Here is a 21,592-nt window from a genome sequence, read left to right as displayed (position 1 = left end):
GTGGCACCCACCCTGACCGATGTCGCCCGGGCGGCGGGCGTCGCCCTGTCCACGGCTTCGCGGGCCTTCTCCGACCCGGACCGGCTCGGCGCCGACACCCGCCGGAAGATCCTCGCCGCGGCCCAGGAGCTGGGCTACGCACCGCGGGCCGTCGAGACGTCGCCGGCACCCGCCACCTCGACCGTCGCCGCGATCGTCCCGGACATCGCCAACCCGGTCTTCTCCCGTTTCGTGAAGGCGGCGCAGGCCCGGGGCAGGCAGAGCCGGACGACGGTGGTCGTCGCCGACACCGACTACGACCCGGAGCGCGAGCGCGAGACCATCGCCGACCTGCGCGGCCGGGTCGACGGCGTCGTCGTCCACTCGTCGCGTCTCGACGGGGCCGAGGTGCTCGACCTGGTCGGGGCGACGCCGTCGGTGCTGGTCAACCGGGAGGTCGCGGGCGGGCACTGCGTCACCGCCGACTCCGAGCAGGGGCTGCGCCAGACCGTCGACCACCTCGACGCGCTCGGGCACCGCCGGATCGCCTACGTCCAGGGCCGCCGGGACTCCTGGTCCAATCAGCACCGCACCGGGCTGCTCCGCGCGCTGGTGGCCGAGTACGGCCTGGAGCTGGACCTGCTCGGCTGGCACACCGAGACCGTCGACGGCGGTACCGCGGCCGCCGCCCGGGTCCTCGCCAGCGGCGCGACCGCGGTCGTGGCCCACAACGACCTCGTCGCCCTCGGCCTGCTCGCCGGCGCCCGCGCGCTCGGCGTGCGGGTGCCCGACGACCTGTCGGTCGTCGGCTTCGACGACATCCCCTTCGCCGCGTTGTCCGATCCGGGCCTGTCCAGCGTCGCCACCCCGATGGACCGCGCCGGGACGCTCGCCCTGGAGATCCTCGGCCGGGCTGCCGTCGGCGAGCGGACCGCGCCGCGTGCCATCCGTCTGCCCACCCATCTCGTCGTCCGCGGCACCACCGCCCCGGTGCGCGTCGCCCTGGAGGTCACCCCGTGAAGATCGTCGTCGCCGACCAGAACCTGCTCGGGGTCCGTGCCGAGCTGGAGGCCGGGCTCCCCGTGGGCAGCGAGATCGTCTGGCCCCCGGCGCGCGACACCGCCGCCGTCGCCGAGGCGGTGGCCGGCGCCGAGGTCCTGATCGGCGGGCGGTGCCCGAAGGAGGTCGGCGTGGCCGGGCCGGACCTGCGGCTGGTGCACGCGGCCGGTGCCGGGACCGACGGGATCGTGGTCGACGCGCTGCCCGTCGGGTGCGTCGTCGCGAACACCTTCCACCACGAGGACTCGATCGCCGAGTACGTCCTCGCGTCCACGATCCTGCTGCGCCGCGGGTTCCTCGCCCAGGACCGCGCACTGCGGGCGGGGGAGTGGCCCACCCCGGCCTACGACCCGTCCGCGCCATGGGTGGACTCGCTGTCCGGTGCCGTCGTGGGCCTCGTCGGTTTCGGGCACATCGGGGCCCGCGTCTGGGACCGGTTGCGTGCACTCGGCGCCCGCGGTGTCGCGGTGACCCGGCGCGGCGCGGTCGATGCGACCGCCACCGGCCTGGACTGGGCGGGCAGCACCGCCGACCGGCTGGGTGAGCTGCTCGCCGTCGCCGACGTCGTCGTGGTCAGTGCGCCGCTGACCCCGGAGACCGAGGGGCTGCTGGGCGCATCCGAGCTCGCCGCGATGCGCCCCGGAGCCGTACTGGTCAACGTCGGCCGTGGCCCGCTCGTCGACGAGCACGCGCTCTACGCGGCCCTGCGCGACGGCGCCATCGGCGGTGCCGCGATCGACGTCTGGTACGGCTACCCGCCCGCCGGGAGCACCCACGCCGCGCCGTCGTCGCTGCCCTTCGCCGAGCTGGGCAACGTGCTGATGACCCCGCACTCGTCGGGACTGACCCGCCAGACCTTCCTCGGCCGGGCCGCCGACATCGGCGCGAACGTGCATCGGCTCGTCGCCGGCGAGGAGCTGCGCGACGTGGTGGCGGTGGCCCGGTGAGCGACCGCATCGTCGCGGCCGAGGTCCTCCTGACCTCACCCGGGCGCAACTACGTCACGCTGAAGCTCACCACCGCCGACGGCGTCGTCGGCTGGGGCGACGCGACCCTCAACGGCCGCGAGCTCGCCGTCGCCGCCTACCTGCGCGAACACCTGTGCCCGCAGCTCGTCGCCCGGGACCCCGGGCGCATCGAGGACACCTGGCAGTACCTCTACCGGGGCGCCTACTGGCGGCGCGGCCCGGTCACCATGACCGCGATCGGCGCCGTCGACCTCGCACTGTGGGACATCCTCGGCAAGACCGCGGGGCTGCCGGTGTACCGGTTGCTCGGCGGCGCGGTGCGGGACCGGGTGCGCGCCTACACCCACGCCACCGGCTGGGAGACCGCGCAGCTGTGCGACGCCGTCGACGCGGCCGTCGAGCGCGGGTTCACCGCGGTCCGCGTCCAGACCGGGGTGCCCGGCCTCGACACCGTCTACGGCGTCGGTCGTGGCCCGGGCTACGAGCCCGCCGGCCGGGGCACCGTGCCCGCCGAGGAGACCTGGGACACCGCGGCCTACCTGCGCCACGCACCGGCCGCGCTCGCCGAGGTCCGGGCGCACACCGGGCCGGAGCTGGCGCTCCTGCACGACGCCCACCACCGGCTCACCCCGATCGAGGCGGCCCGGCTCGGCCGCGCGCTGGAGCCGGTCGACCTGTACTGGCTCGAGGACGTCACTCCGTGCGAGAACCAGGAGGTCCTGCGCCGGGTCCGCGCCCACACCACGACCCCGCTCGCGATCGGCGAGGTGTTCTCCACGATCTGGGAGTTCCAGCAGCTGATCACCGAGCAGCTCATCGACCACGCCCGGGCCGCCGTCACCCACGCCGGCGGGATCAGCTCCCTGCGCCGGCTCGCGGCACTGGCCGACCCGTGGCAGGTCCGGATCAGCCCGCACGGCCCGTCGGACGTGTCGCCGGTCGCGATGGCCGCGGCCCTGCACGTCGCGCTCGCGACGCCCAACCACGGGATCCAGGAGTACATGGGTCACCCCGGACCGGCACACGAGGTGTTCCGGCACGCCTGGAGCTGCGTCGACGGCCACCTGCACCCCGGCGACGCCCCCGGGCTCGGTGTCGACGTGGACGAGGCGCTCGCCGCCCGGTTCCCCTACGAGCCCGCCCTGCTGCCGGTCGCGCGCCGTCGCGACGGCTCGATGACGGACTGGTGAGGGCCGTGCCGGCCCGGCAGCACCCCGGAATCGTCCACCTCGGACTGTCCAACTTCCACCGCGCCCACCAGGCCGTGCACACCGCCGCCGCGCTCGACGCGGCCGACGGGCCCTGGGGGGTCCTGGGCGTGGCGCCGCGCAGCACCGCCGTCGCCGACGCCATGGTCGCCCAGGACCTGCGCTACGCCGTCGTCGAGATCTCCCCGGCGGGGGAGCGCGCCGTCGTCCCGGCCGTGCACACCGGGGTGCGGGTCGCCGCCCGGGAGCCGGACGCGGTGCTGGCCGCGCTGTCCGCCCCCGGCACCCGGATCGTCTCGCTCACGGTGACCGAGCACGGCTACACGCTCGACCCGGTCACCGGCGGGCTCGACCTCGACCACCCCGGTGTCCGCGCCGACCTGCGCGGTGACGCCGCTCCGGGCACCGCGATCGGCCTGGTCGCCCGTGGGCTGCTGCACCGGGCCCGCGCCGGCGCGGCTCCCGTCACCGTGCTGAGCTGCGACAACCTGCTCGGCAACGGCGACACCACCGCCCGGCTGGTGCACGGGTTCGCCCACGCCATGGCCCAGGCCGAGCGCGAGGAGCTCACCGCCTATCTGGCCGGGGTGACCTTCCCGAACAGCATGGTGGACCGGATCGTCCCCGCGACCACGGACGCCACCCGGGCCGCCGCCGCCCGCCTCACCGGTGTCGACGACGCCGTCCCGGTCCCCGCCGAGCCGTTCAGCATGTGGGCGCTGGAGGACCGGTTCGCCGCGGGCCGCCCGGCCTGGGAGTCGGCCGGTCGCGGTGTCCCGGGCGCGGTGTTCACCGACGACGTCGCCGGCTACGAGCTGCTCAAGCTGCGGCTGCTCAACGGCACCCACTCGCTGCTGGCCTACCTCGGCGCACTGGCGGGGCAGGACCTCATCCCCGGTGCCATGGCGCACCCGGCCGTCCGCGCCGCTGCCGAGCGGGTCCTGCACGACGAGTACCGGCCCACCGTCCCGGTGCCCGCGGGCGTCGACATCGACGCCTACGCCGCCCGGCTGGTGGAGCGCTGGTCGAACACCGCGCTCGGCCACCGCACCCGCCAGGTCGGCTCGGACGGCTCGCTGAAACTCGCCCAGCGGGTCCCGGGCCCGGCGGCCGAGCACGTGGCCGCCGGACGCATGCCCCATCACCTGGCGCTCACCGTCGCCGCGTGGCTGGCCTGCGTCGCGCCGCCGCCGGGGTACGACCCCGGCCCGCATGCCGCCGCGATGCACGAGCCGGCCCGCGAGCGGCTCGCCGCCACGGCGACCGGCCCGGCCGCGGACCACGTCCGTGCGGCCTGCGCACTGCTCGGCGGCGAGCCCGGACCCGGGTTCGCCGACCGCGTCACCGACCTGTTCATCGTCCTGACCCGGCACGGCGTCGACGCCGCCGTCGCCGAGGCCGCTGGTGGGAGGACCGCCGCATGACCGCTCCCGTGATCCCGGATCGCACCCGCGCGGCCGTGCTGCATGCCGCCTTCGACCTCCGGGTGGAGGACATCCCGGTCGTCCGGCCCGCACCCGGGGAGGTGCTCGTCGCCGTGGAGGCGGTCGGGGTCTGCGGTTCCGACGTCCACTACTTCACCGACGGGCGCAACGGCCGCAACGTGCTGCGCGCCCCGATGGTGCTCGGGCACGAGGCGGCCGGTGTGGTCGTCGAGCTGGGCGACGACGTCGACGGTCCCGCCGTCGGGACCCGGGTCGCGGTGGAGCCCGCCGTCGGGTGCGGGACGTGCCCGACCTGCCGCTCGGGTGCCTACCACCTGTGCCCCGCAGGCACCTGCCTCGGCTCGCCGCCCACGCACGGGGCGATGTCGGGCTACCGGGTGGTCCCTGCCCGCGCGGTGCACCCGCTGCCCGACACCCTCGACACCGAGACCGCTGCCCTGGTCGAGCCGCTCGCCGTGGCCGTGCACGCGGTGCGCCGCGCCGGGGTCGTGACCGGGCACCGGGTACTGGTCACCGGGGCGGGGCCGATCGGTGTGCTGGTCGCGCAGGTCGCGCGGGCCGCCGGGGCGCACGACGTCGTCGTCACCGATGTGCACGACGCCCGGCTCGACCGTGCAGCCGCGCTCGGCGCGACCGCCGTCGTCAACACCGCCCGCGACGACCTGCCGGCCGCCGCCTTCGACCGTCTGCTGGAGTGCTCCGCGGTGCCCGCCGCGCTGTGGCAGGGCATGCACGCGCTCGCCCCGGCGGGCCGGGCGACCGTCGTCGGGCAGGCGCCGCCGTCCGTCGACGGCCTGCCGCTGGCACTCATGCAGCGCTGGGAGATCGACCTGAACGCCTCCTTCCGCTCGGCGCACGCGTTCCCGACCGCCGTCGGGCTCGCCGCATCCGGCCGGGTGGACCTCGCCGGTGTGCTCACCGGCCGGTTCGCCCTCGACGAGGCACCCGCCGCGCTCCGTGCCCCGGGTGCCGATCCGCGCCACCTGAAGGTCGTCGTCCGTCCGCGCGGATGAGCGACCCACCCCACCCGTCGACCACCGCCCCGTAGCGGGGCCCGATCCATCCGAGGACGTATGGACACGAGCGGAACCACACCGGACAACACGGTCAGGGCCGCCGACCGCCCTGCCGACCCGCGGGCGACCCGCAGGGCCGCGTGGGCAGGCCTGGTAGGCACCACCCTGGAGCAGTACGACTTCGTCATCTACGGCACCGCGTCCGCGCTGCTCGACGCCGCGCTGCACGCCGCGGCACTGCTGCCGGACGCACCCCGCGGGCTGCCGTTCGACTGGTCCGGAGTGACCCTGCACGCCACCGGTGCCCCGCTGCTGCGGGTGCGGGTCGCCCACGCCGGGGACGGCGCCGTCCGGGTCGAGGCCGCCGACGCGGCAGGGGACCCCGTGCTGTCGGTCGACTCACTGGCCCTGCGCGAGCCCACCGCCCCGGCCGACCCGGCGCGGACACGCACCGCCGAGTCCCTGTTCCGGCCCGGGTGGACACCGCTGGAGGTCCCGCCGGGGATGCCCGAGCCGGTGCGCTGGGCCCTGCACGGCCCGGACGTCCACGGGGTGGCCGACGCGCTCACCGCCGCGCTCGGCGCCCCCGTCGCCGACGGGGGGACGCCGGAGCTCGTGGTCGCCGGTGTGGCCGGTGGCACGACCCCGGACGCGGTCCGCGCGAGCACCCACGCCGTGCTCGCGGTGCTGCAGGGCGCCGTCGCCGACCCGGACGGACCGCGCACGGTCTTCCTCACCCGCGGTGCCGCGGGCGCGGGCGATCCGGTCACCGACCTCGCCGCCGCCGCCGCGACCGGTCTCGTCCGGTCCGCACAGGCGGAGAACCCCGGCCGGTTCCTCGTCGTCGATCTGCCCGCCGACACCGTCGACCTGCCCGCCGAGGCCGCTGCGCCGCGGGTGCTCGCCGCGGCGCTCGCACGGGCCGACGAACAGCAGGTCGCCGTCCGCGGGACCGGGATCCTCGCCGCGCGGCTGGACCGGGCCCGGCCCGAGACCTCGGGACTGCTGCCCCCGGTGGGCGTCCCGTGGCGGCTCGACACCGCCGGCGGCGGCAGCCTGGCCGCGCTCACCCTCGCCCCCGCGCCCGACGCCGACGGCCCGCTCGGCGCCCGGGAGGTCCGGGTCGCGGTCCGCGCGGCCGGCCTGAACTTCCGGGACGTCCTCAACGCACTGGGCATGTACCCGGGCGAGGCGGGCATGTTCGGCGCCGAGGCCGCCGGCGTGGTCGTCGCGACCGGGCCGGAGGTCACGTCGCTGGCGGTCGGCGACGCGGTGGCCGGCATGCTGTTCGGCGGGTTCGGCCCGCTCGGCACGGCCGACGAACGGCACCTCGCCCGGATCCCGGACGGTTGGTCGTTCGAGCGCGCCGCCTCGGTCCCGCTGGTGTTCCTCACCGCCTACCACGGCCTGGTCGACCTGGCGGGTGTGCAGCCGGGCGAGCGGGTCCTGGTGCACGCCGGTGCCGGTGGCGTCGGCATGGCGGCGATCCAGCTGGCCCACCACCTGGGCGCCGAGGTGTACGCCACCGCGAGCCCGGCCAAGCAGGACGTGCTGCGCTCGCTCGGCGTCGCCGACGACCACATCGCCTCCTCCCGCGACCTCGGCTTCGCGAGCGCGTTCGGCGGCGTCGACGTGGTCCTCAACGCGCTCGCCGGCGAGTTCGTCGACGCCTCGCTCGGGCTGCTCGGGCCCGGCGGCCGGTTCCTGGAGATGGGCAAGACCGACCTGCGCGACCCGGCCTCGCTGCCGGCCGACATCGTCTACCGGCCCTTCGACCTCGGTCAGGTCGACCCGGAGCGGATCCGGGAGATGCTCGACGCCCTGCTGGTGCTGTTCGCCGACGGTGCGATCGAGCCGCTCCCGACCCGCACCTGGGACGTGCGCCGGGCTCCCGAGGCGTTCCGGTTCATGAGCCGGGCCCAGCACGTCGGCAAGATCGTCCTCACCGTCCCGGCGGGGCCCGACCCGGACGGCACCGTGCTGATCACCGGCGGCACCGGCGGGCTGGCCGCCGAGCTGGCCCGGCACCTCGTCGACGGCGGCGCGCGGCACCTGACCCTGGTCAGCCGCCGCGGCCCGGACGCGCCCGGCGCGGCCGAGCTCGTCGCCGACCTGCGGGCGGGCGGGGCGCAGGTCGCGGTGCACGCCTGCGACGTCGCCGACCGCGACGCTCTCGCCGCGGTGCTCGCCGGTCTGGAGCGGCCGCTGACCGCGGTGGTGCACGCGGCCGGGATCCTCGACGACGGCGTCGTCGGCTCGCTCACCCCGGAGCGGCTCGACCGCGTGCTCGCCCCCAAGGTCGACGCCGCCTGGCACCTGCACGAGCTGACCGCCGGGCTCGACCTCACCGCGTTCGTCCTCTACTCCTCGGTCTCGGGGGTCATGGGTAGCGCCGGGCAGGGCAACTACGCCGCGGCCAACGGCTACCTCGACGCACTGGCCCAGCACCGCCGCGGGCTCGGGCTCCCCGCCGTCTCCCTGGCCTGGGGTGCCTGGGCGCCGACCACCGGCATGACCGCGGCGCTCGACGCCGCGGCCCTGGAACGGATGGAACGGTCCGGGATGCCGCCGCTGTCGCTCGAGCAGGGCCTCGCCCTCTACGACGCGGCCACCCTGGTCGACGACCCGGTCGTCGTCCCCGCCCGGGTCACCGCGGGCAGCGGTGCCGGACCGGCACCGGACGCCGCGACCGTGCCGCCGCTGCTGCGCGGCCTGGTCCGCACCCGGCGCACCGCCGCGGGCGGCGGGGACGGCCGCGCCAGGGACCGGCTCACCGGCCTCGCCGCCGACGACCGGCCGGACGCGGTCCGCGCCCTGGTCCGCGCCGAGACCGCGGCCGTGCTCGGACACGCCTCGCCCGAGGGCCTCGACGGCACCGCCGAGTTCCGCCAGCTCGGACTCGACTCGCTGACCGCGGTCGAGCTGCGGAACCGGCTCACCGCCGGCACCGGGCTGAGCCTGCCCGCCACGCTCGTCTTCGATTACCCGACACCCGACGCGCTCGCCGCGCACCTGCTCGGCGAGCTCTTCGGCGACCCGGATGCCCCCGCGGACACCTCGGCCGCCGCACCGGCCCGCGCCACCGACGACGACCCCGTCGTCGTGGTCGGGATGAGCTGCCGGTTCCCCGGCGGTGTCCGGTCCCCGGAGGACCTGTGGCAGCTCCTCGTGGAGGAGCGCGACGCCACCGGTCCGCTGCCCACCGACCGCGGCTGGGACCTCGCCGCGCTGGCCGGCCAGGGGCCGGGCTCCAGCGCGACGGCCCGCGGCGGCTTCCTCGACTCGATCGCCGAGTTCGACCCGGAGTTCTTCGGGATCTCCCCGCGCGAGGCGCTGTCGATGGACCCGCAGCAGCGGCTGGTGCTCGAGGCGTCCTGGGAGGCGTGCGAGCGCGCCGGGATCGATCCGACCGCCCTGCGCGGCACCCCGACCGGGGTGTTCGTCGGCACCGGCGGCGCCGAGTACGCGCACCTGCTGTTCGGCTCGCCGGAGAGCATGGAGGGCTACTCCGGGACCGGCACCTCGGCCAGCGTCACCTCCGGCCGGGTGGCCTACGCCCTGGGCCTGGAGGGCCCCGCGATGACCGTCGACACCGCGTGCTCCTCGGCGCTGGTGGCGCTGCACCTCGGCGCGCAGTCGCTGCGCGCCGGCGAGTGCTCGCTGGCCCTCGCCGGTGGCGTGCAGCTCATGTCTACCCCCGGCGCCTTCATGGAGTTCACCCAGCAGGGCGGCCTCGCCCCGGACGGCCGGTGCAAGCCCTTCTCCGACGACGCCGACGGCACCGCCTGGTCCGAGGGCGTCGGCGTGATCGTGCTGGAGCGGCTGTCCGACGCCCGCCGCCGCGGCCACGAGGTCCTCGCGGTGCTGCGCGGCTCCGCGGTGAACTCCGACGGCGCCTCCAACGGGCTGACCGCCCCGAACGGGCCCGCCCAGCAGCGGGTCATCCGGGCGGCCCTGGCCGCGGCCGGGCTGACCGCAGCCGAGGTGGACGCGGTCGAGGCGCACGGCACCGGCACGGTGCTCGGCGACCCGATCGAGGCCCACGCGCTGCTGGCGACCTACGGGCGGGGGGAGCGCGAGCACCCGCTGCTGCTCGGGTCGGTCAAGTCCAACCTCGGCCACACCCAGGCCGCCGCCGGCGCGGTCGGCGTGGTCGCCACGGTGCAGGCGCTGCGGCACGGCGAGCTGCCCCGCACCCTGCACGTCACCGAGCCCTCCGGCCACGTGGACTGGTCGTCCGGGGCGGTGCGGCTGCGCACCGAGCGGACCCCGTGGCCGGACACCGGGCGGCCCCGCCGGGCCGCGGTGTCCTCGTTCGGGATCAGCGGCACCAACACCCACGTCGTGCTGGAGGCCGCACCCGAGCCGCCGCCCGTCGCGGAGCCCGCGGCCGGGCAGGTGACCCCCCAGGGCCCCGGCAAAGTCGTGATGGGTGGGTCCTGAGCTGCGGTGATGTGGGGGGTGGGGGTGGGTGCGGACACAGGCTTGGCGTGATCATGAGGGTGTCGAATCCTTGCTCACGTCAGGAAGCCTGTGTCCGCAGTGTCAGTGTCTCCGATCGTTGCTGCTCTGGAAGGCCTGGAGGTCGGTCCTGACGCGGGGAGAGCCGCGCCGGTCGGTGAGGCGGCGGGGTTGTCGCTGGTGGAGGCCCTGTCGCGAGTGCCGGACCCGCGGAAACCACGCGGTGTCCGCCACGGTGTCCTCGCGGTGTTGCTACTGGGGGCGTGCGCGGTGTTGGCGGGGGCCCGGTCGTTCACCGCGATCGCCGAGTACGCCCATGACGTCGGCCGCGCCGTGCTGGACGTGCTCGGGGTGGGCGCGGTCGCTCCGCACGAGTCGACCATCCGCCGGGTCCTGCAACGGGTCGACGCCTCGGCGCTGGAGGCGGCGTTGCAGTCCTGGGTGTTGCCCCAGCTCAGCGCCCAGCCGGCGGCGGAGGGCACACCCCGGCGAGAACAGCGTCGCGTGCTGGCCTTGGACGGCAAGACCCTGCGCGGCGCCCGCGTCCGTGCCGCCGACGGCAGGGTCTGGCTCCCGCATCTGGTGTCGGTGCTCGACCAGACCAGCGGTGGCGTGCTCGGCCAGGTTCAGGTCGCAGAGAAGGGCAGCGAGATCACCGCGTTCACCGCGCTGCTCGACCCCCTCGACCTCGACGATGTACTGGTCACCGCGGACGCTCTGCACACCCAGCGAGCCCACGCCGACTACCTACACCGCCGCGGCGGGCACTACCTGATGACGATCAAAGCGAACCAGCCCACGCTGCTGGCACGGGTACGGGCGCTGCCCTGGACCCAGATCGGCGTCGCTGATCGTCAACGCGGGCGTGGGCACGGCCGCGTCGAGACCCGCACGATCAGCGTGGTCAGCCTGCACCCCTGTCCCGACCTGGGCGCAGAGTTCTTCCCCCACGCATCCCAGGCGATCAAGCTGGTGCGCCGGCGTCGCCCACTGCGGCCTGGCGGGAAGTGGAGAACCGAGACCGCCTACGCGATCACCAGCCTGACCAGCACCGACGCCGATCCAGGACTGCTCGCCCGCTGGATCCGTGGGCACTGGTCGATCGAGAATCGCCTGCACTGGGTCCGTGATGTCTGCTTCGACGAAGACCGCGCCACCGCCCACACCGGTCACGCCCCGCAGGTCATGTCGGCGTTGCGGAACCTCGCGATCACCGCGCTACGCCTGCACGGCGTCAGCAACATCGCCGCAGCACTCCGCCACCACGCCCGCGACCCCCATCGACCACTGACCACCTACAAGATCATCTAGCGACTTTGCCGGGGCCCTGGCTCCGCGGTCGCCCTGGGCGAGAGTCCTGTGCCTTTTATGGTGCCTTTTCATGCGAGCTTCCCGCGCTTATTATTACGGACGGGCGTCTCCTTCCGTACAGGGGAGGCAGTGGCGCCTGTTTCGGCGTCCACTCTGCTGGAGCTGCGACTTCAGAGGGTGTCGCAGGATGGGTTTAGCATTTGCCTGCTCGGGGTTTGGGTGCGTGCAGGAGTAGGGTGTCCGCCCGATGCGCGGACCGGCGTGCGCGGGGTCTGTTGCGCCGTCGTTGGGGTCGTGCGCCCTCGGCGCTGTCGGCCCGGGAGGGGCCCCGTAATTCCCGAGAGGGACTTTGTTTCTCCCGAGAGAGCCCAAGATCGTTTCCGGGGGCGTCTTCTGGACTTACCCCTGGGTGTTCTCGGGTTGGTCATTGCTGTGACCTGCTGTTGTGTGGGTGGTGGAGTGAGTCCCGGTGGGTCGGGCTGGCGCCCGACACGTCAACCACCCTGCTTCGCTGACGGCCGGTCGAGGTGTCGGGCGCCAGCCCGACCCACCGGGAGGGTGGTCGCGGAGCGGCCATGATCATCAGTACGTAGTTCCATGCTTTGAGAGAAGGAAGGTCAAGGTCAACTGACTGCGGCAAGGGTGGGTGGTTTGAGCTGGTTTGGGCGTATCTGTCCGTAGTGTTGCACGTAGAGTGTTTATGTGATCACGTTGTGTATGCGTCGGGTATGCAACAAGGGCGGGGTTGTGCGTCTGCGTCGGAGACGGGACTGATTAGGTTCGCCGCGTGAGGAGTCGTACTTGGCGAATGATGTCCCGTTCCGGGGTAGTTCTGATTGTAGTGCTGGCGTGTTTGCTTTCCGTGGTGGGAGTCTCCGCTGCGGCGAGTGAGGCGCCAGAGGTGGGGGTAATGGCGGCGCGTCCGAAGCCGCCGGTGTCGTATCAGGCGTACGTGCGGAAGGTTTTTAAGAATTCTGTCGGCGGGCCGGTGTTCTACCGGAGGGGCTACTGGTATGCGGAGACCCCGAACGAGGGGTTCGGCTACGACAAGGTTTTCTGGAAGCATAATATCAAAAATGATCAGGTGGTGGCCGCCGTGGTGGGCGGCCCGATGCAGGTTATCAACAAGGGAAATAATAGGTGGAACCACCGGGGCGGATTCGACCGCCGAGTATGTAAGATTAGTGGCTGCACAGTAGTCGAGAGAGTGCGGGTCCTGGTCGCGATTGATTACAATCCTTTCTGGCTTGCTCCGAAGTCGGGAATGTTCGGAGTGGTGACTGCGTTTTGTGAGCTTGGGAAGGATCGGCCTCGCTGTCCTGAGTGGATCAATCAGGTTTTTGGCGGTCCGGCTCGGTCGACTCCAGGAGTGAATCCCGGTCAGGAGAAAGAGCAGATTGTGTATAAGGGTTCGGATGGGGAGCGGGTCATGTATGAGGGTCCGCTAGTGGCGAATCCCGGCCAGGAGGAGGAGCAGGTCGTCTACAATGGCCCGTATTCTGGCCCGTATTCTGGCCCGGGAGGGGTGGGGTGACTGATCCTGGTGATGTGGAGTTCGCGGATGTTGAGGCGGAGGGATGGGCCGCTGCCGTAGGGCATAGCTTTGTTGAGGCAGCGCGTCTCTGGGTTGCTGAGGGGGTTGATGGTCGCAGCGAGCTGACTATTGAGGAGTGCTGGATATCCTGCGATTTGTCGTTACTGTTCACTTATCATCTCGATAGGGATTCGCTGGGTGGTCGGTTCGCGAACCTGCACATTTGTCCATTGACCGGATATCCCTTGCATTTGGTTCAGCGAGGAGTGTCGTACTCCGCTGGCACGTATGCGATGAACCTGTTTGATGGCGTACCGGTTGGTGTCGGCGTGCCCAGGATCGAGTGGACAAGTCTTGATGGTCGGCGGTGGTGGGGGGACGTACCGGAGCGGGGCTGGGTGGATGCGGTGTTCGGCCCTCGGGCGGTGTCGATTCGGTAGTGGTCGTGGGCAAGTCGATCCGGACCGGAGCCCCTGGGCGGGTGGGTCCCGCAGAGCGGGTCGCTGCGCTGAGCCGAACAACCCCAGGCTGCCGCGCCGCTTCCGGTCCCCACCCGCCAGAGCGGGCTCCGTTCCGGATCGACTTGCCCACGAACCACCCGGCGCAGTGACCACTCACGACAAGCCGGCCTCACGCAGATGACGGACGCTCCGCCGTCCATTCTAAAGGAGAGTCCGGATCCCATTCCCCTTCCACGGGAGGAGGAAAGGAATCAACGAATAACTCGACAACCCCGCTTCGGCGGCGAAACCCAAGTGAGCGCGTATAATTGCGCCCGCCGCCATGGTCGACTGAAATCTCTTCCAAGATGTTCACGGCGACCATCCCGAGGGCACTCTCCTCAGAGTCTTTTACGGTCCCTACTGGGAAGCCCTTCATTCTTTCGTCGACATACTCATTGATCTCTACCGGGGGTGCAACTAGCACTACCCCCAGCGGGTGGGACTTGTCTGCTGAGGGCAAGAGCCTGTATGAATCTCTTTTCCCGTGCCTAATGAACCTAAAACCCGCCTCTCTCAGGAAAGAGAAGATCCACTCTCTGCGATCGCATGCGTCCACTATCAACACCCCCTGTTGTCGGGAAATGCGGATCGAATTACATTCGATCCGTTCTCGGTGAACATCTTGAACTGCTGCTGACGGACAGTCTGATTCGTCCGGTTATTCCTCAAGAACAGAACGCGCACTCGGCATGTTTGATCCCCGTTCGCAGGCTTAAGAGAATCGGGGTCCTTCAGCATGGAGTCGATGGCGAGATCGGCAACATCCCTCCAGTTAGTTCCCGTGCCAGCGGCCATGCGTTCAAAGTCGAGTCGGTGTCGCGAAAGGATGTGCCGATACCCTCTATCTAGGTTGCCGCACAGCAGCTGATACCTAGCGCGAGGAACCTGCGTTGTGAACTCCCGGACGAGCTTCGTTTCAGGGTGGTTCTGCCGCAAGCACCCCAAGGGGGAGCTGGAGGCGGAGGTTGCGCTTTATTGCCCACGCTCTTGAAACCAGGTGCCACCCCAGCGAGCGAACTGACACTCACTGAACGCTCCGCAACCTCAGCCGCAGCAACCCCTGTAACCGCACCCATCGAAACAACCACAACTAACGCTGCCCCGGCAACACGACACGCGAACTTCTTCGTTCTCACGAACGCATCCGAACACGCCCCCCCCCCCCATTAGTCAAGAACCACTACCCGAAGTAATCACATGAACACGCTCAGCTACTACGGACAGATATACCCAAACCAGCCCAAACCGCCCACCCTGCCGCAGTCAGTTGACCTTGGCCTTGACCTTTCTTCTCTCAAAGCATGGAACTACGTACTGATGACCATGGCCGCTCCGCGACCACCCTCCCGGTCAGGGCCCCGGCAAAGTCGTGATGGGTGGGTCCTGAGCTGCGGTGATGTGGGGGGTGGGGGTGGGTGCGGACACAGGCTTGGCGTGATCATGAGGGTGTCGAATCCTTGCTCACGTCAGGAAGCCTGTGTCCGCAGTGTCAGTGTCTCCGATCGTTGCTGCTCTGGAAGGCCTGGAGGTCGGTCCTGACGCGGGGAGAGCCGCGCCGGTCGGTGAGGCGGCGGGGTTGTCGCTGGTGGAGGCCCTGTCGCGAGTGCCGGACCCGCGGAAACCACGCGGTGTCCGCCACGGTGTCCTCGCGGTGTTGCTACTGGGGGCGTGCGCGGTGTTGGCGGGGGCCCGGTCGTTCACACGCGATCGCCGAGTACGCCCATGACGTCGGCCGCGCCGTGCTGGACGTGCTCGGGGTGGGCGCGGTCGCTCCGCACGAGTCGACCATCCGCCGGGTCCTGCAACGGGTCGACGCCTCGGCGCTGGAGGCGGCGTTGCAGTCCTGGGTGTTGCCCCAGCTCAGCGCCCAGCCGGCGGCGGAGGGCACACCCCGGCGAGAACAGCGTCGCGTGCTGGCCTTGGACGGCAAGACCCTGCGCGGCGCCCGCGTCCGTGCCGCCGACGGCAGGGTCTGGCTCCCGCATCTGGTGTCGGTGCTCGACCAGACCAGCGGTGGCGTGCTCGGCCAGGTTCAGGTCGCAGAGAAGGGCAGCGAGATCACCGCGTTCACCGCGCTGCTCGACCCCCTCGACCTCGACGATGTACTGGTCACCGCGGACGCTCTGCACACCCAGCGAGCCCCACGCCGACTACCTACACCGCCGCGGCGGGCACTACCTGATGACGATCAAAGCGAACCAGCCCACGCTGCTGGCACGGGTACGGGCGCTGCCCTGGACCCAGATCGGCGTCGCTGATCGTCAACGCGGGCGTGGGCACGGCCGCGTCGAGACCCGCACGATCAGCATGGTCAGCCTGCACCCCTGTCCCGACCTGGGCGCAGAGTTCTTCCCCCACGCATCCCAGGCGATCAAGCTGGTGCGCCGGCGTCGCCCACTGCGGCCTGGCGGGAAGTGGAGAACCGAGACCGCCTACGCGATCACCAGCCTGACCAGCACCGACGCCGATCCAGGACTGCTCGCCCGCTGGATCCGTGGGCACTGGTCGATCGAGAATCGCCTGCACTGGGTCCGTGATGTCTGCTTCGACGAAGACCGCGCCACCGCCCACACCGGTCACGCCCCGCAGGTCATGTCGGCGTTGCGGAACCTCGCGATCACCGCGCTACGCCTGCACGGCGTCAGCAACATCGCCGCAGCACTCCGCCACCACGCCCGCGACCCCCATCGACCACTGACCACCTACAAGATCATCTAGCGACTTGTGCCGGGGCCCGCGCCGATCCCGCCGGTCCCGCCGGTGGCCAGCCGGTGCCGTCCCGGTCGGGGTCCGGGGTCCCGGACAGCGGCGGTGGTGACCGGCGCCAGCCGCGGGACGCGCACCACCGTCGCGGACGACGACCTGCGGCTCGTCCCCGGCGGTCAGGCCGGGCAGCGCCGCCACCGAGTGTTCGGAGACGTCGATGTCGGCGAGCAGGAACCGGCCGGGGTTCTCCGACTGTGCCGAGCGGACCAGCCCGGCGGCAGCGGCCGCGGGCAGGTCGCGCGGCGCCTCCCCCGGCGGTGCCGCGGCGCCGCTGGTCACGAACACGACGGTGCAGCCGGCGAGCCGGTCGTCGGACAGCGCCTCCTGCAGCAGTGCCAGGGTGCGTCCGCCCAGCTCGCGGGTCGCGGCCGGGACGTCGTCGGTGTCGGGCGCGGCGAGCGGGACGAGCACGGCGTCCGGGACGCCGGCGGCGGCGTCCGCGACGGCGCCGAGGGTGTCTCCGAACGCGTCGACGGTGTGCCCCGCCGAGTGCACCCCGTAACCCAGGTGCCAGTGGTCGACGCCGACGATCCCCCATCGCAGCCCGCCCGGGTCGGGTGCCTCACCCGCCCGTTCCGGCCAGTCCTGCGTCAGCAGCGGCAGCCGTCCGGTGGCGGGGCCACCGCGCCCCGAGGTGGTGCGCAGCTCCAGCGCCTCCACGGTCAGGACCGGCAGGCCCGCCCGGTCGCTGGCCCGCACGCTCACCGATCCCGGGCCCGCGGCGGTGATCCGCACCCGCAGCGTCGTGGCGCCGGAGGCGTGCAGGACGGCCCCGGACCAGTCGAACGGCAGGCCCGGGGTGTCCTCCTCGAGCAGCACGATCGGGTGCAGCGCCGCGTCGAGCAGCGCCGGGTGCACGCCGTAGCCGCCGGTGTCGCCGGTCGTCCCGGCGGAGATCTCGGCGTACACGGAGCCGTCGTGGCGCCAGGCGCGCGCGACACCGCGGAAGGCCGGGCCGTAGTGCAGCCTGCCGTGCTCGGACAGGCCCTCGTAGAACCCCTCGAGGTCGACCGGTCGGGCCCCGGCGGGCGGCCACTCGGCGTCGTCCGGCGCCGGGACGGCGTCGTCGGCGGTGGTCAGCCGTCCCGACGCGTGCAGGGTCCACGGGCCGTCCGGGTCGCCGGCGGGCCGGGCGTGCACGGTCACCGGGCGGCGGGGGTCCGCCGCCGCGGGGTCCTCGGGGGCGCCGACCCTGACCTGCAGGGCGACGGCGTCGTGCGGGCCGAGCTCGAGCGGCTCGGTCAGGGTCAGCCCCTCGACCCGCTCGCAGCCGGTGGCGTCGCCCGCGCGCAGGACGAGCTCGAGGAAGCCGGTGCCGGGGAAGAGCACCCGCTCGCCCACGACGTGGTCGGCCAGCCACGGCTGCTCGGCGAGCGACATCCGTCCGGTCAGCACGGTCTCACCGGACCCGGCGACCGAGACGGTGGCGCCGAGCAACGGGTGGTCCGCCGAGCCGAGACCGAGGCCGGAGGCGTCGGGGACACCGATCGCGGCGGTGCCCGACGGCCAGTGCCTGCGGTGCTCGAAGGCGTAGGTCGGAAGCTCGACCCGGCGCGCACCGGTCCCGGCGAACCCCGCCGCCCAGTCCACCTGTCCGCCCGCGACGTGCAGCTCGGCCAGTGCACCCAGCACCGAGTCCTGCTCGCTCCGGCCGGTGCGCAGGGCCGGGACCAGCACCGCGCCGTCGGGGGCCGAGGCCGCGGCCAGTGCGGTCAGCGTGGAACCGGGCCCGACCTCGACGAACGCGCCGATGCCCAGCCCGGCCAGGGTGGCGACGCCGTCGCCGAACCGGACCGGGTCGCGCAGCTGGCGGACCCAGTACTCGGGCCGGGCCAGCTCCTCCCGGGTGGCCGGGCGGCCGGTGAGGTCGGAGATCAGCGGGATCGACGGCGCGGCCGCGGTCAGGTCGGCGACGATCTCGCGGAAGTCGTCGAGCATCGGGTCGAGCAGGGGCGAGTGGAACGCGTGCGAGACGGCCAGGCGGGTGGTGCGGCGTCCCTCGGCCGACCAGCGGGCCGCCAGCTCCTCGACGACGGCGGTCACCCCGCTGACCACCACCGAGCGGGGCCCGTTGACCGCGGCCAGCGCGACCTCGTCGGTGTGCCCGGCGATCAGCGGCACGACCTCGTCCTCGGTGGCCTCGACGGCGACCATCGCGCCCTCGCCGGCCATGGTCTGCATGAGCCGGGCCCGGCCGGCGACGAGCGCGCAGGCCTCCTCCAGCCCGAACACCCCGGCGACGTGTGCGGCGGCGAGCTCGCCGATGGAGTGGCCGAGCAGCGCGTCCGGGCGCACGCCCCGGGACTCCAGCAGCCGGAACAGCGCGACCTGGCCGGCGAACAGCGCGGGCTGGGCCCACCCGGTCTCGGTCAGGGTGTCCGGGTCCTCGCCCCACAGGACCTCGCGCAGCGGGCGCTCCAGCCACGGGTCGAGGTGGCGGAACACCGTCTCGATCGCGTCGGCGAAGACGGGCTCGGTGGCGTACAGCTCGCGGCCGGCCCCGAGGCGCTGGCTGCCCTGTCCGGAGAACAGCAGCGCGGTGCTGCGCCGGGTCGCGGTGCCGCGGGCGAGCTCGCGGACGCCGTCCGGGCCTGCGGCGAGCACGACGCGGTGCGGATGGGTGCCGCGGGTGCTCGCCAGGGACCAGCCGACGTCGAGGGGACGGGGGGCGTCCGGTCCGGTGGCCAGGGCGGTGATCCGCTCGACCTGGCCGTCCAGCGCACCCGCCGTGCGGGCCGACACCGGCCAGGGCACGGTGCCCGGTGTCCCCGGTGTCCCCGGTGCCGCCGTGGTCCCGCCGGGGGCGGCGCCGGGCTCGGGGGCACCGTCGTCGGGCTCCGGCTCCGGGGCCTGTTCCAGGACGAGGTGCGCGTTGGTGCCGCTGATGCCGAACCCGGACACCCCGGCGCGGCGCGGCCGGTCGGTGCGCGGCCACGCCTGCGCGGTGGTGAGCAGCTCGACCTCGCCACCGGACCAGTCGACATGCGTGGTGGGGCGGCTGACGTGCAGGGTGCGCGGGAGGGTGCCGTGCCGCAGCGCCTGCACGGTGGCGATCACCCCGGCGACGCCCGCGGCGGCCTGGGTGTGCCCGAGGCGGGACTTCACCGCGCCGAGGCGCAGCGGGTGCTCCCGGTCGGCTCCGTAGGCCGCGATCAGCGCCTGGGCCTCGATCGGGTCGCCGAGCACGGTGCCGGTGCCGTGCGCCTCGACGGCGTCGACGTCGGCCGGGTCGAGACCGGCCGAGGCGAGTGCGGAGCGGATCACCTGGACCTGCGACGGGCCGTTCGGTGCGGTGAGACCGTTGGAGGCGCCGTCGGAGTTCACCGCGGACCCGCGCAGCACCGCGAGCACCGGATGCCCGTGCGCGACGGCGTCGGACAGCCGCTCCAGCAGCACCACGCCCGCGCCCTCGGACCAGCCGGTGCCGTCGGCGTCGTCGGAGAACGCCTTGCACCGGCCGTCGGCGGCGAGACCGCCCTGCCGGGTGAACCCGGCGAAGTTGCCGGGGGTGGCCATCACGGTGGCGCCACCGGCGAGCGCGAGACCGCACTCACCGGCCCGCAGCGCCTGCGCCGCCAGGTGCATCGACACCAGCGACGACGAGCACGCGGTGTCCACGGTCACCGCCGGGCCGACGAACCCGAGTGCGTAGGACAGCCTCCCGGAGATGACGCTGGCCGCGGTGCCGGTCCCGGCGTGGCCCTCCACGTCCTCCCCGGACCGCATCAGCACGTGGCCGTAGTCCTGACCGTTGGTCCCGACGAACACACCGGTCCGGCTGCCGCGCAAGGTTTCCGGGTCGATCCCGGCCCGCTCGACCGCCTCCCAGGTGGTCTCCAGCAGCAGCCGCTGCTGCGGGTCGGTCGCGAGCGCCTCGCGCGGGGAGATCCCGAAGAATCCGGCGTCGAAGTCACCGGCGCCGTCGAGGAACCCGCCGCGCAGGGTCGCGCTGTGCCCGCGCTCGCCGCCGGCGAGCAGCGCGAGGTCCCAGCCCCGGTCGGTCGGGAACGGCCCGATCACGTCGTCGTCGGAGCACAGCAGCCGCCAGAGGTCGTCGGGCGAGTCGATCCCGCCGGGGAACCGGCAGGCCATGCCGACCACGGCGATCGGCTCCCGCACACCGGCCTCGGCCTCCTCGAGACGCCGGCGCGTCCGGTGCAGGTCGGCCGTGACCCACTTCAGATAGTCGACGAGCTTCTGGTCGTCCGGCACGGCGGGCACCTTCCTTCTGGGCTGACGGGTCGGCGGTCAGGAGTGGTCGGAGCCGTTGCGGGCCCGGCCCAGCTCGTTGTCGATGAAGGCCAGGACGTCCTCGGCGCTGGCCTCGCGGATCCGGTCCTCCACCCCGGCCCCGCCGGGGCCCCGGTCGCGGGCCTCGTGCCGGGCGAGCAGCCGGCGCAGACGCGTGAGGACGTCGGCGCCGGTGAGGTCGGCGGGATCGGCCGAGGCGAGGGCCGCGTCGAGGCGGTCGAGCTCGGCGGTGAGCGCGGGCACCGGGCCGGTCGCGCCGACCAGCTCGCCGACCAGGTGCCGGGCCACCGCGAGCGGGGTCGGGAAGTCGAACACCAGGGTCGAGGGCAGCGTCAGCCCGGTCGCCGCGGTGAGCCCGTTGCGCAGCTCGACCGCCGCGAGCGAGTCGACGCCGAGCGCCCGGAACTCCTTGTCGACCGTGACCTCGGCGACGTCGTGCCCGAGCACCGCGGCGGCGCTGCGGGTGACGAGGGACAGCACGTGCTCCTCGCGGCGCTCCGGCGCCATCTCCGTCAGGGTCCGGGCCAGGTCCTGCGACGACGTCCGGTCCGACGCGCTGCGCCGGCCACCGACGACCAGGCCGCGCAGGATCGGCGGTACCGGTCCGGCCGGACGGCCCCCGCCACCACCGAGGCGGACGGCGACCTGGACCGGGTCGGTGCGGGTCACCGCCTCGTCGAACAGGGCCAGGCCGTCGGCGGTGTCCAGCGGCGGCATCGCGGTGCGGGCGGCCCGTTCCGCGACGGCCTCGCCCATCCCGGCCGCCCAGGGGCCCCAGGCGAGCGACAGCCCGGGCAGGCCGAGGTCGTGCCGGTGTCGGGCCAGGTCGTCGAGGGCGACGTTCGCGGAGGCGTAGTTCGCCTGCCCCGCGGCGCCGAGCACGCCGGCGACCGAGGAGTAGAGGACGAACCCGCGCAGCCCGGCGTCGCGGGTGAGGTCGTGCAGGTGCCAGGCGCCGTCGACCTTCGGGGCGAGGACGGTGTCGAGCCGCTCGTCGGTGAGCGAGCCGACGGTGCCGTCGTCGAGCACACCGGGAGGCTTATTCAGGCCCCGTGAAATAACGATCTAGCCCGGCGTGTCGGGTTGGGCGA

General features: G+C 73.2%; 12 protein-coding genes and 1 pseudogene. 11 read left to right on the top strand and 2 right to left on the bottom strand.

Features of this window, described 5'->3' with window-relative positions; all coding sequences use genetic code 11:
• From KPL59_RS22750 to KPL59_RS35945, 11 genes are all read left to right on the top strand, one after another.
• A complete protein-coding gene (locus tag KPL59_RS22750) occupies positions 1-999 on the top strand; it encodes a LacI family DNA-binding transcriptional regulator (RefSeq protein WP_226361901.1) in 999 nt (332 codons plus the stop codon).
• Entirely contained in the window at positions 996-1,985 is a 990-nt protein-coding gene (locus KPL59_RS22745) for a 2-hydroxyacid dehydrogenase (protein WP_226361900.1), read from the top strand. The genes KPL59_RS22750 and KPL59_RS22745 overlap by 4 nt, the downstream gene beginning before the upstream one ends.
• A complete protein-coding gene (gene manD / locus KPL59_RS22740; RefSeq protein ID WP_226359514.1) occupies positions 1,982-3,196 on the top strand; it encodes a D-mannonate dehydratase ManD in 1,215 nt (404 codons plus the stop codon). Before KPL59_RS22745 ends, manD begins: the two co-directional genes overlap by 4 nt.
• A complete protein-coding gene (locus KPL59_RS22735; RefSeq protein ID WP_226361899.1) occupies positions 3,193-4,638 on the top strand; it encodes a mannitol dehydrogenase family protein in 1,446 nt (481 codons plus the stop codon). Before manD ends, KPL59_RS22735 begins: the two co-directional genes overlap by 4 nt.
• Positions 4,635-5,672: an NAD(P)-dependent alcohol dehydrogenase gene (locus KPL59_RS22730; protein ID WP_226352640.1), complete on the top strand. Its 1,038-nt coding sequence runs from the start codon at positions 4,635-4,637 to the stop codon at positions 5,670-5,672. Before KPL59_RS22735 ends, KPL59_RS22730 begins: the two co-directional genes overlap by 4 nt.
• Positions 5,673-5,732: 60 nt before the next feature.
• The gene (locus KPL59_RS22725; RefSeq protein WP_305080562.1) at positions 5,733-10,118 is read left to right on the top strand and encodes an SDR family NAD(P)-dependent oxidoreductase; all 4,386 of its coding nucleotides are present in this window, start codon (positions 5,733-5,735) and stop codon (positions 10,116-10,118) included.
• A 105-nt stretch (positions 10,119-10,223) separates the two neighbouring features.
• Entirely contained in the window at positions 10,224-11,447 is a 1,224-nt protein-coding gene (locus KPL59_RS22720) for an ISAs1 family transposase (RefSeq protein ID WP_226351754.1), read from the top strand.
• Between the two features lie 910 nt (positions 11,448-12,357).
• Positions 12,358-12,981, top strand: coding sequence for a hypothetical protein (locus KPL59_RS22715; protein ID WP_226361895.1), 624 nt, complete (start codon positions 12,358-12,360; stop codon positions 12,979-12,981).
• Between the two features lie 1,980 nt (positions 12,982-14,961).
• On the top strand, positions 14,962-15,210 hold the full coding sequence (locus tag KPL59_RS37795; RefSeq protein ID WP_374111654.1) for a transposase family protein: 249 nt from the start codon (positions 14,962-14,964) through the stop codon (positions 15,208-15,210).
• A complete protein-coding gene (locus tag KPL59_RS35950; protein WP_374111653.1) occupies positions 15,113-15,742 on the top strand; it encodes an ISAs1 family transposase in 630 nt (209 codons plus the stop codon). The genes KPL59_RS37795 and KPL59_RS35950 overlap by 98 nt, the downstream gene beginning before the upstream one ends.
• Positions 15,666-16,202 carry an ISAs1 family transposase gene (locus tag KPL59_RS35945; RefSeq protein WP_255677237.1) on the top strand — a complete coding sequence of 179 codons (537 nt, stop codon included), beginning with the start codon at positions 15,666-15,668 and terminating at the stop codon, positions 16,200-16,202. Before KPL59_RS35950 ends, KPL59_RS35945 begins: the two co-directional genes overlap by 77 nt.
• Here KPL59_RS35945 and KPL59_RS37110 read toward each other — a convergent pair.
• Positions 16,110-20,459: pseudogene (locus KPL59_RS37110) on the bottom strand (type I polyketide synthase); the annotation flags it as partial. The gene KPL59_RS35945 and the pseudogene KPL59_RS37110 overlap by 93 nt on opposite strands.
• Before the next feature lie 39 nt (positions 20,460-20,498).
• Positions 20,499-21,530, bottom strand: coding sequence for a beta-ketoacyl reductase (locus tag KPL59_RS22700; RefSeq protein ID WP_226359773.1), 1,032 nt, complete (start codon positions 21,528-21,530; stop codon positions 20,499-20,501).
• Between the last annotated feature and the right edge of the window lie 62 nt (positions 21,531-21,592).

Source organism: Pseudonocardia sp. ICBG1142 (assembly GCF_020496255.1).
Lineage (GTDB): Bacteria > Actinomycetota > Actinomycetes > Mycobacteriales > Pseudonocardiaceae > Pseudonocardia.
Note: the sequence above shows the minus strand (reverse complement) of the source record. Positions and strands in the feature narration are given on the sequence as shown.